General features: G+C 45.3%; 2 protein-coding genes. One reads left to right on the top strand and one right to left on the bottom strand.

Annotated elements, in window-relative coordinates; all coding sequences use genetic code 11:
- Positions 1-96: 96 nt before the first annotated feature.
- Positions 97-15,924, bottom strand: a complete 15,828-nt coding sequence (locus MHB85_RS13065; RefSeq protein WP_341073053.1) for an amino acid adenylation domain-containing protein — start codon at positions 15,922-15,924, stop codon at positions 97-99.
- 221 nt (positions 15,925-16,145) lie between these two features.
- Here MHB85_RS13065 and MHB85_RS13060 point away from each other — a divergent pair, with 221 nt between their 5' ends.
- Complete coding sequence (locus MHB85_RS13060; protein ID WP_244661183.1) at positions 16,146-17,381, top strand: cytochrome P450; 1,236 nt, start codon at positions 16,146-16,148, stop codon at positions 17,379-17,381.
- The last annotated feature ends 42 nt before the right edge of the window (positions 17,382-17,423 follow it).

Here is a 17,423-nt window from a genome sequence, read left to right as displayed (position 1 = left end):
AAACTGCACCTTTACACCTCGTCTAATGAAGAGGCAATACACGATGCAGTCTCTCTCGGATCATTGAGTCATTTATTGAACTTAAAGAACGAACTGTTAAATCTCTTCTTCTACATATTCATTCACATCAGGGCCAGCTGTACTACCGCTCAATATATGAATGGCCTGTTGTTTAATCGTTGGATATTCAAAAAATTGGCTGATTTTTAATTCCATTTGGAACTTTCGGTTAGTCAGCTGAACTGCATGCATCACTTTCAGGGAATTCCCACCGCATTCAAAGAAATGGTGGGCGGTGCCAATTGGCTTCACATTCAGCACCTCTTCCCATATGTTTATTAACTGTTCCTCCACATAATTGGAAGGTGCCTCATACGTTGTCTCTGATTTAACTTCAATCTCAGGGCGAGGCAACGCTTGGCGATCTATTTTCCCGTTTGGCGTAAGTGGGAACTGCTCCAACACCTTGAAATAGGATGGGATCATATAGCCTGGCAAACGGGCTTCCATAAAGGATTGCATACCTATCCGGTTGACTTCCTGCAAGGCAGTAAGGTAAGCACACAATGAATCCTGCCCACTCGAATCTTTGACAGCAACAACCATGGCTTCACGGACATGCTCATGTGAAATCAGGACCTGTTCGATCTCCCCAAGTTCGATCCGATAACCTCTCAGTTTCACCTGATGATCCATCCGCTCCAGAAATTCAATCGTTCCGTCAGACTGTCGGCGCACCCGATCTCCAGTGCGGTACATTCGTCCATGGAGCTGATATGGATTATTGACAAATTTGGCTTCGGTCAGATCTTCATTGTTCAGATAACCGATACTTAATCCATCACCTGAGAGATAAAGCTCTCCAGGTACTCCATTTGGAACAAACTGTTGATTGTCGTCCAGAATCCATGCAGATGTGTTCGCAATGGGCTTACCAATCGGAAGACTTCCATCATGGTCACCTATAGCTTGTACAGGATAACTTGTTGCAAACACTGTACTTTCCGTAGGACCATATACGTGAATCAGTTTGTCTGCTCCCATATGGGAAAGAGCTCTCTGGGCATGGGAGACAGAAGCCCGCTCCCCTCCAAACAGGAGTTTCCGAAGTCCCAGCAAACAATGAGGCGCACGATCAACCAGCAAGTTAAACAACGCAGTTGTCATGAAACAGACCGTAATTCTCTCCTCTGTCATCACTTTAGACAATTGGTTGATATCCAGCAGGGTCTCCTGTTCAATCATGACCAGCCTCGCGCCGTTTAATAGCGCTCCAAAGATGTCAAATATCGAGCCATCAAAAGCATAATTTGAGATCTGCAATATTGAATCAGAGGAAGAGATCTGAATATAATTCGTATCTTTCACTACCCGAATGGCATTGGCATGGGAGATCATTACACCTTTTGGTTTCCCCGTAGAACCCGAGGTGTAGATAATATAGGCCAGATCGTCTCCTGCCTTATCCTTGAATGCCAAGGTTGGGGCTGATTCCTTCATGCCTAGGCTCTCTAATCGGATGGCTTCTTCAACATCTGCACGTACATTCATGACTTCAATGACGTCTGTGAAATCCTCCATCCATTGTTTTTCCGTAAGCAGCAAGGCGGCACCACTGTCATGCAGCATGTGCACAATTCGCGCTCTTGGCCATTCCGGATCGATCGGTAAATAGGCTGCTCCGGATTTGAGAATTCCAAGAATACTTATAATCATCTCGGAAGAGCGTTGCACCATCAGTCCTACGATGGATGAATTTTGAATGCCTCGCATGCGCAAACGTTCCGACATCTGATTTGATTTCTCCTGCAGCTCCAGATAGGTGAGCTGTTTTTCTTGCATTACCAGTGCAACTGCATCTGGAGTTCGCTCTGCCTGTTCGTCGAATAGCTGCGATAATGTCTTTTCTTTGGGAAATGGTGTCATCGGGCCATGGGATAACAACTCCATCTTATGGCGGGCCTGCTCGCCAATAAGCGCAATTTCTCTTACACGAATATTCTGGTTTGCACTAATCTGCTCCGCCACATAGAGAACATGATCACCCAGACCATTCATCAGATCTGAATCCAGTACGTTACTGTTATAAGACCATTTAAGTCTGAATGTATCGTCCAGAACAGCAGTCACACTCAAATCATAGTGTGTATGCTCATTGCCATAAACACGCTCCAGCGTGATTCCTGTCCCTTGTTCCGCCGCAAGGCCCGCAGCCTGTTCATTCCCAAAATTTTGGAACACCAGTACATGGTCAAGCAAATCGGCTTTTAATTCACTTTGGTCCTGTATATCTGCCAGGTGTACATAGCCATACTTTTGACCTTCCATTCCTTCCTGTTGAACCCTGCGGATAGCATCGGCAAAAAGCTCTTCCGGTTCAAGCTTCACCCGGGTAGGAATGGTATTAATAAACAGCCCCACCATGTTCTCTATTCCTTCAACGTCAGCGTCTCGGCCGGAAATGACTGTGCCGTATATGACATCTTCTGTACCACTGTATCTGCACAAAATCATGCCCCATATCGCCTGAATCAACGCATTAAAGGTAACCTGATTGTTCACAGCGAACTGTTTCAGCCGACTTGTGAGTTCACGCGGGAATTGAATTTCCTGCTCCCGCAACGTGGGCGCTGCTGTATCCAGGTTAGTCCCTGTTTTGGGCAAAGAGACTCGTTCATAGTAGCCCTGGAGATACTGTTTCCAATACGCCAGTGCTTCCTCCTTGTTCTGTTGATCAAGCCAGTCGAGGTAGTCCCCCAGCGGCCTGGTTTCTTCCAACCTTTCAGGCTGCCCAGCCTGCTGACTGGCATAAATCTCAAACATTTCACGAATCAGGATGTCCAGACACCAGCCGTCGAGCAAAATATGATGATGACTGATGACCAGTGTGAACGCATCCGCCCCTCTGGAGATCAGACAAAATCTGATTAATAACTCCCGGCTGAGATCAAACCCTCTTTCCTGATCATCAGTCATGAACTGCTCCATCCGTTGAAGCTGCTCATGCTGACTCTTTCCGGTCCAATCCAGTATCAACCATTCAACCTGTTGCTGGTCAATAATAAGCTGGCGAGGTTGTTGCACAAGTTGATATTCAAATATGGAACGAAGCCCTTCGTGGCGCTGTATTACCCGCCCAAAGCTGTATTTCAATATCTCCACATCAACGTTACCCTTTAATTCCACAAATACCTGCTCAAAATAGGCATGTGATGTTTCTTGCCCCAGCGAATGGTACAACATGCCGGATTGCATAAGGGTCAACGGATAAATTTTGCTGATCACAAGTGGATCAACCTTATTTTGTATAGCCTCCAACTCCGCTATGGATACAGGATGCTTCCCATAATCGGACGGGGTTCTCTCTGCGCCCTGCTTGTTCCGGCAGTGTTGAACGATTTGATGCAAGTTGTACATGAACAACCGATTAAGCTTTTCAGCAATCTCAGCTTCGTATACTCCATCACTGTAAGTCGTATGAACGGTGAACTTCCCATCCATTACAACTGCATTTATTTCAAAATCATGCGATCTGATGAGTTGCCCACCCACCGTTTGTCCTACCGGGATAGGAGACGAACAGAACAAGTTCCGTTCCAGACTGCTGTCCAGTTCACCCATATAATTAAACAAAATAGGTGCTTCCTTTTCATCCGCAAAACAATGCTGATCAGCCATATACTTGAGAACTCCGTATCCGATCCCTTTATTGGGAACGGCTCTTAGTGTTTCCTTGACTGTTTTAATTGCCTCGGGCAATTCCAGCTCCTGAAACAGATCAAATACCAACGGATATACGGATGTAAACCACCCTACCGTTCTGCTGACGTCCATCTCGGTTGCGAGCGCTTGTCGGCCATGCCCCTCCAGCATGATTTTAAACCGGGTTTGACCAGTCATCTCGGTTACACTTAGCATAAGTGCAGTCAACAGAATGTCATTAATCTCGGTTTGGTAGGCTCTGTTTGTCTGTTGAAGAAGCCAGCCGGTTTGTTCACGATCAAGCTCAGATACAAGGGTATCGCTATGACCATAGTCATGGACTGTATCCGTTGCTGGACGCTGATGATCCATGAATGGCGTATACACACTGGATACGTTTTCCCAAAATGCCTGTTCTCTTTGCAGAAGGTGATGTTTAGCATATGACTTTAATGCAGCAGCAAATTGCTGGTAGGAAACGGTTTTGGGTCCCACATCAAACGGCTTTTGTTCAACCGCTTGCATGTATAACCATTCAAAATCTTCGAGCAAAATTCTCCAGGACACTCCATCCATGACCAAATGATGAATAGTGATTAACAGGTGTTCGCCTTCATCGAGCCTGAAGAGACGGAGTTTAACAAGCTGTCCTTCGTGAATCCGCATTTTCTTTTGCAGCAACGATGCCTGCTCTTCAATAAATACTTCCGGTTGTACTACGCCTCTGGCATCCACAACGTCGAACTCAAACATGCCCTTTCTATAGTTCCGGATGGTCTGTGTCATTTCCCCAGAAGAGCTATATTCATAAACTATTCTTAACCCGTCATGATGCTCCATCAGTTTGTCGAAACTAAGCCGAATGGCGTTCTCATCGAACCCTTCCTGCCTGAATAACATAAAAGCCTGATTGTAATGGTTATGCTCAGTATGATTTCTCGCAAAAAAACGCTGCTGAATAGGTGTTAGGAAAACCTCACCTGTCACCTCAACATTCCCAGTAGAATGGGACTGTGACTGTTTGACATATGGACTAAGCTGCCGGATGGTCGGATTGGCAAAAAGATCCTTCATCTCTACTTTTAAACCCAGTTTGGACAATCCCGAAATCGTCTGGAGTGCCTTGATGGAATCTCCACCCATGACAAAAAAGTTATGATGAATCCCAATGCAATCCAGATTCAAGATCTTCTCCCATATCTGAACAAGCTTTTGCTCTTTGTCATTCCTTGGCGATTCATACTTCGCGTCATCCAGTATGCTGTTGCCCGGTTTAGGAAGTCGAGAGCGATCGACTTTTCCGCTTACCGTTCTCGGCAAGTGATCCATTTTGACAAAATGGGCTGGTATCATATATGAAGGAACCTGTAACTCAAGTTTCTCACGAACATCCATAATAGAAGTCCCCGGATCAGTAATCACAATATAAGCACAGAGATAATCGTTACCGCTGTCATCCTGACCTGTGTTAACAAACGCCTCTTGAATTACCTCCAGACGGGTTAACTGATATTCCACTTCTCCCAGCTCGATTCGATAACCACGGATTTTAGCCTGATCATCCTGTCTGCCAACAAATTCAATGGTTCCATCCGGCAGCCATTTGGCGATATCCCCTGTACGATACATTTTCCGGTCACTATCTACAGGTGAATCCACAAACTTCTCTGCCGTAAGATCCAGTTGATTCAAGTACCCGCGTGCCACTCCCTCACCCGAAATGCACAACTCACCCGGTACACCAACCGGCTGTCGACGATTGTAACGATCCATAATCAGGATGCTTGTATTTCGGATCGGTCTGCCGATCGGAATCGTCCCTGTTCGCTCGGCTGTTCCATACACGATTCTGTTCCAAGCCGCATCCACTGTGCATTCCGTCGGTCCATATACGTTTGTAACGTTTGCTCTCATTCCAGGGAGCGTGGTATATACTTCATCGAGAAGGTCAAAGGTCAGCACGTCCCCACCGATAATCAGCTCTTGCAGTTCATACTGCTGTTTGCATCCGGCCGAGGCCAGGGTGAGCAATTTCAGATGAGCAGGCGTACCATCGGACACATGAATATGATGATGAGCATAATAATTCAGCAAAAGATCTGCTTCCCAGACTGTGCTCTTAGGCACGATATGCAGTGCATGTCCGAGCAGCAAAGCAGCAAAAATCTGCTTTACGGATGCATCAAAGATATATGGAGCAATCAATGCAATATTCAAAGGGGTCTCATAGTGCTGATATACCGCCTCCACCAGTCCGTCCACCAGATTGTGAACATTGTAATGTTCAACAACGACTCCTTTGGGTCTGCCAGTAGATCCCGAAGTGTAAATGACATAAGCCGCATCGCTGGAATGGTTGATCATGTCCGGTTCACGTACTGGTTCACGTACCCCTGAACGATCCAATGCATCCAATAAAATAACTGTACCTTCAAACGCAAGGTCATCCACCATGGAATGATCTGCTGTACATAATAAACGCGCACCACTGTCAGTCAGCATATAACGCTTGCGCTCAGTAGGAAGTTCAGGGTCGATCGGCATGTAAGCCGCACCTGATTTGAGCACACCTACAATCGCAACGATCATATTTATGGAGCGCTCCACCATCACAGCTACAATGTGATTTGGTCCTGCTCCTTCCTTACGTAACTCGCAAGCCAGGACATTCGCCCTCTCATTCAACATGCGGTAGGTCAGCTGTTCATTCTCAAAAACTAAAGCGATGTTGTCCGGATTGCGTTCAACCTGCTCCATAAACATTTGGACCAGTGTTTTGTCCCGTTCATAGGCCTGTCTCGGCGGGTTGAACCCTGTCAGAACGGTTTTCTCTGGTTGCGTCAGAATATCTAATTGATCCAGTCGCACTTCTGGAGCAGCAGCGACCTGTCTCAATATCTCGACAAAATGTTCAACAAAGCGCTGAATACGCTCCGTCCGGAACACATCCGTGTTATATTCCAGTTCGAGATTCCAGCTCAGGTTGGTTTTGTTCATTCTGGCCGTCATATCAAATTTGGAACGTTGAATGCCATCTTCAAGCAATATGGCCTCCACATCGTTCATCTGGAGATGAAGATGATCTGTATTTTGAACAAGCATTACGTCAAACAGTGGATTGCGTGAAGGATCACGCTTCACATCAACCTGTTCCACCAAACGTTCAAATGGATATTCCTGATGCTCATAGGCCTGAAGTGTGTTCTCCTTCACCTGTTCCAGATATTGCCGGAAGGTATAATGGCCCAGCGGCGCATTTCTGAGAACTATTGTGTTTACAAACATGCCGACAACACGGTTGAGATCATCATGATTCCGACCTGATACCGGCGTACCAATCAGGATATCTTCCTGTCCGGTATATCTGGAGAGCAGTGTTGTAAATGCAGAGACAAACAGCATATACATAGTGGCTCCCTGATCATTGGCCAGCTGCTCAAGCGCAGCCGTCAGTGTTTGGTCCAGATGCAGACGAACCTGATCCCCGTTAAACGTCTTGGTCTTAGGCCGTGCAAAATCCAAAGGCAAGTCAAGAACAGGAACCTCTTCCTTCAACACATCAGACCAATAATTTTCATGCCGGACCGAGTCACTTGATTGCCGTTCATGTGCCCAGAGGGAATAATCCTTGTACTGCACTGCTACAGGTGGCAATTTTTTGCCATTATAGAACTCGGCCAGGTCATGCAACAGAATTCCGATCGAGATCCCATCTGAAATCATATGATGCATGTCAAACAAAAGGACATGTTCATCTGCTTTGATTTGCACAAGTTCCGCCCGCATCAATGGGGCTTGCTCCAATGAGAAAGGTTGTACCCACTCGGATAGAACAGGTGATTCCCCTTCTGTAAGGGGGGAACTGTACTGAACTTCAAAGTCGAAACTTGGCATAACTCTTTGAGCAGGCTTACCCTGATTCATGACAAATGAAGTTCGAAGGGATTCATGTCTTGCAATCAGGCGGGAGAACGCCTCATTCAATTGTTTTTTATTTATGCTCCCCTTCAATTTCATGGCAAGAGGCATATTATAGGCTGTACCCGTAGGGTCCAGATTGCTCAAAATATAAATTCTTTGCTGCGCTGCTGATAAATCATACAAGGACTGCAATGGCGCATGGGGAATGGATGTATATTTGCTTTTTTTATGATCCAGAATGAATTGGGCCATGCCCCGGATCGTAGGCGTACGGAAAATCTGTACCAATGGCATTTCTACCTGCATCTCCTTGTGTAATCTGGAGATTAGTATGGTGGCCAGCAGGGAGTGTCCGCCAATATCAAAGAAACGTTCATGGACACCCAAATTGCCAACCTTTAGAATATCCTGCCAAAGAGTGACCAGTGCAACTTCAACCGGGTTCCTTGGTGGTTCATACGCGATAGCCGTCCGGTTGCCCGATAGTGTCGGAATCGGCAATGCTTTGCGGTTCACTTTACCGTTAGCTGTTAAAGGCAAGCGATCCATCGCCACGAAATGGGCAGGCACCATATACGAAGGCAAACGCCGGGTCAATTCTTCTTTAATCTCATCGATAACTCCCACAGGATACCCCTCATGACAAACGACATAACCACAAAGAAACGTCGAGTCTGTCGGGTCCATTTGCGCTACAACTGCCGCCTCTAACACCCTTGGGTCCTGCAACAGCAGATGTTCAATTTCTCCAAGCTCAATACGAAATCCTCGTATTTTCACCTGATCATCCATGCGACCCAAATATTCAATATTGCCATCCGGCAGCCAACGCACCCAATCTCCGGTCCGATACATCCGTTGTTCTGGGTTAAACGGATGTTGAACAAACTTCTCTGCCGTTAACTGGGGCCTGTTCAAATACCCTTTTGCAAGTCCGGCTCCGCTTATGCACAATTCACCCGGAACCCCTATGGGCGACAGCTGGTCACTGCCACTCAGAATAAACACGTTGGTATTCGGCAGGGGTCGACCTATAGGAATATTGGAATACATCTGATCGATGGTAAAACTGGTAGTGACGACGGTATTTTCAGTTGGGCCATAATTGTTCACAATTTCATACTTCCGGGGTTCGAAATAATTCAGCTTGTCTCCCCCCGTCAGCAATGTTCGAAGAGAATGGTTCTCCTGTCGGATAAACTGTTCACAAATCGCTGTAGGCAGGAACGCAACACTGATCTGATGCTGATGGAAATAGTCATTGATGCGCACCACATCCAGCCTGATTTCATCCTGAATAAGATGCACGGACGCGCCTGACAACAGATATGGGAACAATTCCCACACAAAGGCGTCAAAGCTCAAACTTGCATAGCTGGCACTGCGATCAGCATCGGTGATCTGATACCGCTTTTGATGCCATGTACACAAATGAACAAGTGATTGGTGCGAAACCATCACTCCCTTAGGCTCACCTGTAGAACCTGATGTGTAAATCACATAAGCCAGATTCTGGCTTTGTCCCCGGATGGGTTGCAAGGAAGAGGAGATCAGGAATTCGTCCATTTGCACAAGTTCAGTCTGCAAATCAATGATATGGACAGAGCTTTCTTTTCCCTGAACGACATGTTCAAACCGTTCCTTCGGTGTTAATACCCATCGGGTCTGACTGTCTTCAAGCATGTAATGGATACGATCATTAGGGTAAGCAGGATCAATGGGCAAGTATGCTCCGCCTGCTTTTAGAACCGCCAGCATTCCGATCACCGCATCAATTGAACGCTCTGCGAAAACCCCGACGATGTTGTTATCACGCACTCCTTTTTTTCGTAATACATCCGCAAGCTGTTCACTCCGATGGTTCAACTCGCGATAGGTTACATGTTTTTCGCCCATCACCAGAGCAACATGATCCGGTGTACGTCTCACTTGCTGTTCAAAGAGCTCATCCACAGTTTGATGCAACGGATACTCCATGGATGGTGGATTAAAGGTATGAATCAACTGATCTCTTTCTCCCGGAGACACACTTTCAATCTCGCTAAGCGGCTGTTCCAGACCGGATATCATGTTGCCCACTAAGGCAATATAGTTGTCACTCATGCGCTGAACGGTTTCCTGACCAAACAAATCGGTGGAGTACTCCACGTTAAGCACGATTTCATTTTCAAACTCAAGGATGTTGAATGTCAGATCAAATTTTGCATTATCCAGATTAAACATGACAGGCGACACCTGGATACCCTCTTTTTCACGAGTAAACAGCGAAGCGTTCTCCAGCGAGAACATCGTGTCAAACAACGGATTACGATTGACCTCACGCTGCACACCTGTTTTTCGCACCAGTTCATCAAATGCATACTCTGAATGTTCAAAGGCTGCTACGGTTGATTGTTTGATTTGCTCAATAAACTGTCTGACCGTATCCGATTCGTTCATCTGGTTTCGCAATGCAATGGTGTTCACGAATACTCCAAACATATGTTGTAACGGCTCATGCAGACGGCCGGAGGCAGCCGTACCCACAACCAGGTCTTTCTCATGTGTATACCGGTGCAGTAAGAGGAAATAAGCACTAAGCATCACCATATACAACGTTGATCCGGTATCCTTGGCAAGCTGCCTGATGTCGCGGGTCTGGCTCTCGCCCAAGTGATTGTAAATGTTGTTTCCTTCATACCTGTTAACTTCAGGTCGTTTGAAGTCGTACGGAAGCTCAAGCGTTGGCGGGGTACTACTATAAATATCCAGCCAGTACGCCTCCTGTTTCGCCATCTCATCCGAATGATTGTACTGTTCCTGCCATGCCGTATAATCCTGATAATGCACATCAACGTCTGGCAGCATCGAGCCACTGTAGAGCTCCAGCAATTCGTTCATCAATATGCCCTGAGATGTACCGTCAGCCACAATATGGTGGAAATTGATAATAAACAAATGACGTCCATGGCCAATTCTCACCAGTTTTGCCCTCATTAAAGGAGGCTGGTGGAGGTCAAAAGCTTGAGTGGACTGTTTGCACAGGTTGCTTGTCAAACGAACGAGTTCATGGTTATCTGTATCGAGTTCTCCGAGATCATCATATTCAAGTGCAAAGGCTACGTTTGTATGAACCGTCTGGACAAGCTCATCCTCTATCACTTTAAATCCAGTTCTCAGTATTTCATGCCTCTCAATAAACGTTTGAAGCGCTCTCTCAAGCCGTACGAAGTGTACTTCTCCTTCCATAAGCAGCGCCATGGGAATGTGATAAGCGCCCCTATTATTTTCAAGCAGCGAGAGGGTGTACATGCTTCTCTGAGCTGCAGAAGCTTTATACCGGTCACGGCGACTTAACTTCTCAATGATCACAGCAGGTTTGACATGTGCTTTGGTAACCAAGTATTGTTCCAAGCTGTATATCGTATCATTTCGGAACATTTCACCAATGGGAACTTCAACATGAAGACGCTTCTTCACTTCAGCCACCATTGCCATAATTTTCAGTGAATCTCCGCCGAGATCAAAACAGCTTACGTTCATGCCAATCTGCTTCAAGCCAAACACATCACTCCAGATCTGAAGTAGCTGTTCCTGAATCGAATTGACAGGCTCTGTATCTACTACAGCATGTTCACGAACACTGAGTTGATGCTGCCTTGCCACTTGTTCAAGTGTCGCTTTGTTGACCTTGCCATTGGCAGTAAGCGGAACTTCATCTACATTCAGAAACATGGACGGAACCATGTAATTTGGTAATTTACTTTGCAAAAGAGCTTTCAGTGGCAGTGTGTCCACATCCTGATCTGCAACAACAAAGGCAAAGAGGCTCTTGACTCCATTCTCGTCAGCAACATCAATAACGGCTGTCTTTTGCACTTCATCAGCTTGCAAAAGTACGTTCTCAATTTCACCAAGTTCTACCCGATACCCTTTGATTTTGACCTGACTATCTTTTCTGCCCAGGAACTCCACATAACCTTCGGATCGAAGGACTCCAAAATCTCCTGTCTTGTAGATGTACCCGAACTGTGGATGAACAATGAATGACTGTCTTGTTTTTTCCTCGTCATGAAGATAACCGCTTGCTACACCGCTTCCACCAATGTACAATTCCCCCTCAACATCTACAGGGCATGGTTGAAGTTGTCTGTTCAGCACATGAATTTGTTGATTGGCTAATGGTATACCATAAGGGATACTCTTCCATTGCTCAGACACTGCCGTGATTGGATAATAGATGGACCATATTGATGCTTCAGTGGCTCCTCCCAAACTAACCACCTCAGATGCAGGAAATACATCTACTATTTTCTGAGGAAGCCGCAGAGATATCCAGTCACCACTAAGTAATACCAGACGAAGGTCGTTGTTCTTCTCTCCCGGTGAATACAGATCAACACACATGTCCATAAGAGCAGGAACCGAATTCCAAATGGTGATTTTTTCTTGTTCCATCACGTTCTTGAGCTGAAACATGTCACGCTGATCATCAATAAGAACCAGACAAGCCCCGCAGCTGACTGCGCCGAAAATATCATAGACGGATAAGTCAAAACATAATGAAGATATGCCCATCATTCGATCACTGGAGGTTACGTTGAATCTTTCATTCATATCCAGGATCGTATTGGCTGCTGCGCCGTGCTTGATCTGCACACCTTTGGGCTTGCCCGTGCTGCCAGAAGTAAAAATAACATAGGCCATATCATCATTCGTCACTCCGCTGTTTATGGATTCCGCAGAGTAGGTTTCTAACGATTCCGTCTCATATAACTCTGGCATGATGAAAAATTTACAGTTGGCCTTTTCGCGAATATATTGCTTACGTTCCTCCGGATAGTCCGGATCAAGCGGAATATAAGCTGCTCCCGCTTTGAGCACACCGAATATATTCACAATGGTGTCAATGCATCTCTTGCCATACACACCAATATAATCGCCCCGCTGTACTCCGTGATCGATCAAATACCTGGCAATCTGATTCGATCTGCGTTCCAACTCTATGTAACAAATGGAACGTTCATGATGCTGAATCGCCACCCGATCTCCTAAGCTGATCGCTGTTGCAGTTAACAAGTCATGCAGAGGCTTCAGAGTATACGGCTTGCTCGTATCGTTATACTGTTTGATGAGTTGCCTGCTCGCTTGACTCAACGCAAGCTTGGTAACTTGTGTTGCAGAGATCACTTGGTTCAGAATGTTCAGATATTGCTGGAACATCGATTCAATCACTTCTTTTTCAAACAATTGATCCACAAAGTCCCATGTGATATACAACCCGCCATTGATTTCATAGACCTGATTATCAATATAAACCTGTGAGGTTCTTGTACTGAAATACTTGATCTGGTCAAAGTTAAACAAAGCGTCAAATGAATCTTCCACATTTTCATTTAAGACACTTGTAAATACAATTGGCATGACTGCTCTTTTGTGCATATCATGTTTTTTGCCCAATTGTCTTATAAAATCAACGCCATCATAATGTCTGTGATCCAATGCATCCAGCAATGAATGTTGCACCGACTCTGTAAATGTCCAGAACGAATTCAGAGATTTTTGGGCATCAATATCCAGCAACATCAGCGTTGTAAAGTCTCCCGCCATCCTCTTCACATCTTCATGAAACGGAATCCGATTAAATACGGTCAGGTTGACCCCAAATCTCTCCTGGTTCGACCAATGCGCAAGTACATAGGCATAGGCTGCGCATAAAATGGAGGTTGGGGTAACGTTGTGCTGCCTTGCCTGCTGTTTGAGCTTATTCCAATGTTCACCCGTTATAAAGTTCGAGAATTTGCTGAATTGGGGCACGTTTATGTCTGCCGGATTACATTTGAGCGGCAAAGCCGGAGAACCCGGAAAGTCTTCCAGCTTGTCCATCCAATAGCGCTGATCCTTGAAATAACGTGCAGACTGTTTGAAACGGGCCATTGCCTGAACGTAGTCCCTGAAATTATATTGAAGCTCCGGCAGCTCCTGATCCCCGTTTGCATAGAGCCATTTGAATTCCTTGATGAGCAGTTTCAAGCTGCTGTCGTCACAGATGAGCGGGTCCAGATTCAGATAGAAATAATATTGATTCTCTGACATTCGGTAAGCTTTCATTTCAAATAAGGGCCACTCGCTTGGAACAATCACTTTTGTCATCATTCGTTGTCTCTCTGCTTCCATTTGCGAGCTACGATATGCCGTATCCCATTCTGACACGTCTATCACTTCTACCGTGTATAACGGTGGGCTTTTCAATATTTGCTGTGTCCCGTTCTCGTACACAACTGTTCGTAATATAGGATGCCTATTGATCAATTTCTGCAAGGTTGCATTAACCAAATCCATATGCGCCTCGGCCTCGAATTCGACCGTAAAATTGGTCGCAGCTCCACCCATCTCAAATGCAGGGTCACGTCCAATTAAATAAGCCAGCTGAATACCCGTTAGACCAAATGGCTCAAGCATATTGGCAGGATCACCTTGATCCGTGAAGTAAGCCTCCGTGTTATCCTCATCATTATTTTCTTCCAAAAATGTTGCTATATTTTGGATCGTTCCAAGACGGAAAAGCTGGTTTAATGGCAGACTTGCACTTAAATCCTCATTGATCCGTGCAATCACTTCAATGGCATTAAGGGAATGACCGCCCAGATGTGCAAAACTGTCATTTACACTCAACTGCTCGATCTGTAGTACATCCTTCCAAATCAAGGACAGACGCTGTTCCAACTCCGTTGTTGGAGCAACGTAAACTCTGCCTGAATGGATACTGCTATTCGGCTCGGGTAATTCACTCTTGTTAATCTTGCCATTAGCAGTCAGCGGAAGCTGCTCCAGTTTGACATAATAGCTCGGTACCATATACTCCGGTATTCTCTGCTCCAGGAAAAGACGCAGCTCCTCAATCGAGGTTTCCTGGATCAACACCATATATGCACACAGATAAGAATGGCCTGCATCGTTTGTTCGCAGCATGACAAATGCCTCTGCTACCGCATCATGCCGAGACAAATGGGTTTCAATTTCACCCAGCTCGATCCGAAAACCACGAAGCTTCACCTGTTGATCCATTCGATCCAAAAATTCAAGGGTATGCTCAGGCGTCCAGCGAACCAAGTCACCCGTGCGGTACATCCGTTCTGATGTAAAGAAGGGATGCTGAATGAATTTTTGTTCTGTGAGTTCATCGTTATTCAAATAACCGAGCGCAAGTCCATCACCGGATATGCATAATTCCCCGGCTGTTCCGACAGGGACGGGTTGATCATGCTCATCTAATACCAGAACGGAGGTATTAGCGACTGGAACGCCAATCGGTATTGTAAGCGCTTCCTTTTTAATTCCATTTACAGGATAATATGTGGTAAAAACCGTGCTTTCCGTAGGTCCATAAACGTGAATAAGCTTATTGCCCCCCATATAATCAAGCGCTTTTTTTACATGGGTTAACGAAACTCTTTCTCCGCCAAAGAGCACTTTACGAACCGATTGGAAGCAGGATATTTCACGTTCCACGATAGCATTAAAAAAAGCAGTTGTGATGAACATAACGGTAATCCCATTTTTTTCAATGGACCGGGCCAGGCTCGGCATGTGAAGTGCCTCTTCCTTCTGAATAATGACCAATCTGGCTCCGTTCAGTAGGGCTCCAAATATTTCAAACACTGAAGCATCAAATGAATAGTTGGACATCTGAAGCATGCGGTCCTGTTCCGTAATAGTGATGTAATTGGTATTACATACAACACGGATGGCTGATCGATGAGAGATGACCACTCCTTTGGGAAGACCCGTTGATCCGGATGTATAAATGATGTAAGCCGGATCTTCTGCTTGGTTAATATCCGTGAGTGCATCGGATGGAAAGTCACGATAATCCTCGATCGTGGGATGAATAACCTCCATACCGATACATTCTATGTAATTCTCTTGAGGATGAGATGTCAGTAGCATACATGCCCCACTATCCTTGAGCATATAATTCACTCGTTCCTCAGGTGTTTCGGAATCAATCGGTAAATAAGAAGCCCCTGATTTGAGAACGGCTATTAAAGCAATTATCATTTCAGGGGATCTCTCTAACATAATACCGATTATTTTGGTGCGGTCTGCTCCCTTCTGACGAAGAAATGCAGCAATCTGATTTGAATACTGATCTACTTCCTTGTACGTGTATTGAATGGTGTCTGAAGCTACCGCAATGGCATCGGGTTGCAGACTGGCCTGTTCTTGAAATAACTGATGGATGGTATGATTGCGGGGATAGTCTGATCTGTTCTCTTTCACTGTCGGATTCTCTCTGATATTGGAATGTCCAGTAATCATAACGATATCCTTCCTTTGTAAGCAGAATACTTTTATTATATTATCCTGAAATTTCCATGTCAATATATTTACTTATTTGCTTTATTAAGTAAAATGAAAGTAAAATTTGGCGAATATTCTGAGGATAACTCGACAGATTCTAGTATACATGCTACTCTATTTTTGTATAATTTCCTTTATTTTTCAAAAAGCGCGTGATAAAAGGAGGAAACCACTTGTCAATGCCTGTCATTGATGTCAATGATCCAACCACATTCTATAATGAAAACTTCTTCGGTAATCCGTATGACGTGTATCGACAGCTGATTCAGCAAGGCGAAATTCACAAAGTGAATCTTTATGGAGGACTTTGGTACATCGGTGGATATGAAACCGTAAACAAGTACATTTCAGACCCACGCATTTCCCATAACACGGCACAACAATATTGGGCCGTCCAGTTTTCGGAGCAACAGCTCTATGGAATTCTGGAGTTTATTCGTCTGTTCTCGATGTGGATGTCCCTTCAGGATGGCACTTCTCACATCAGATATCGCAAAATGTTAACCCAGGCCTTCTCCGTGTCGGTCAAAAATCTGGCTCCCTACATTATGGATCTGATCGACGACTCTCTTGATGAACTGGAAGGAAAAGAAGAGGTGGATTTGATTCGGGATTATGCTTACCCGCTTCCCACCAAAGTCATTATGAAACTGCTGGGTCTGCCTGAGGAACAATATGAACGTGTGGCCGAATGTGCAGATAGCCTCGTTCACTTGTTCGGTTCCATGACGGTTACATATGAGGATGTCACGCGTGCACAAAATCTTTTGGTTCTGTTGACTGCCTATTTAACAGATGTGATTGAAGAACGAAGAATACATCCTCAGGAAGATTTTATTACTTACCTTATAGAAGCAACTGATGATGATGGTGTGCACCTGACAATTGAAGAAATTCATGCACAATGTGCCATGCTTCTCTTCGCCGGACATGAGACCACACGTAACCTGATTGGGAATGGCATGCTTACACTGATGAAACATCCGGAACAACTTCAGAAATTGAAAGAATCTCCGGGTCTGATCAAAAGCACCATTCAGGAAGTCCTTCGCTATGAAAGCCCTGCACAGATTACCGTAAGAACCGCCCTTGAGGACATGGAAATTCTAGATCAGCAGATTAAAAAGGGAGAATTGATCATGTTCTGCTTCGGTTCAGCCAATCATGATCCGCGAAAATTTACCGATCCTCATCTATTTGATATTGAACGTAATGAAGCGCGGAATCTGGCCTTTGGTGTAGGAATTCATTCTTGCATCGGTGCCCAGTTGGCGATGATGGAAACAGAGATTGCCATGAGCCGCCTAATCGCAAGGTATCCCCATATGGAATGGATACAGAATGAGCCTGAATGGCTTTCCAATGTAGGCTTTCGCGGTCTTCAACGGTTGCTTGTCCGCTTGAACAATAGATGACCATTATGTAAGATCGTAAGATCGAAAAAAAGCGTCGCTCTT

Source organism: Paenibacillus sp. FSL K6-4396 (assembly GCF_038002525.1).
In the GTDB taxonomy this organism is placed as follows: domain Bacteria; phylum Bacillota; class Bacilli; order Paenibacillales; family Paenibacillaceae; genus Paenibacillus; species Paenibacillus amylolyticus_B.
This window is presented reverse-complemented; position numbering and strand designations above follow the sequence as displayed.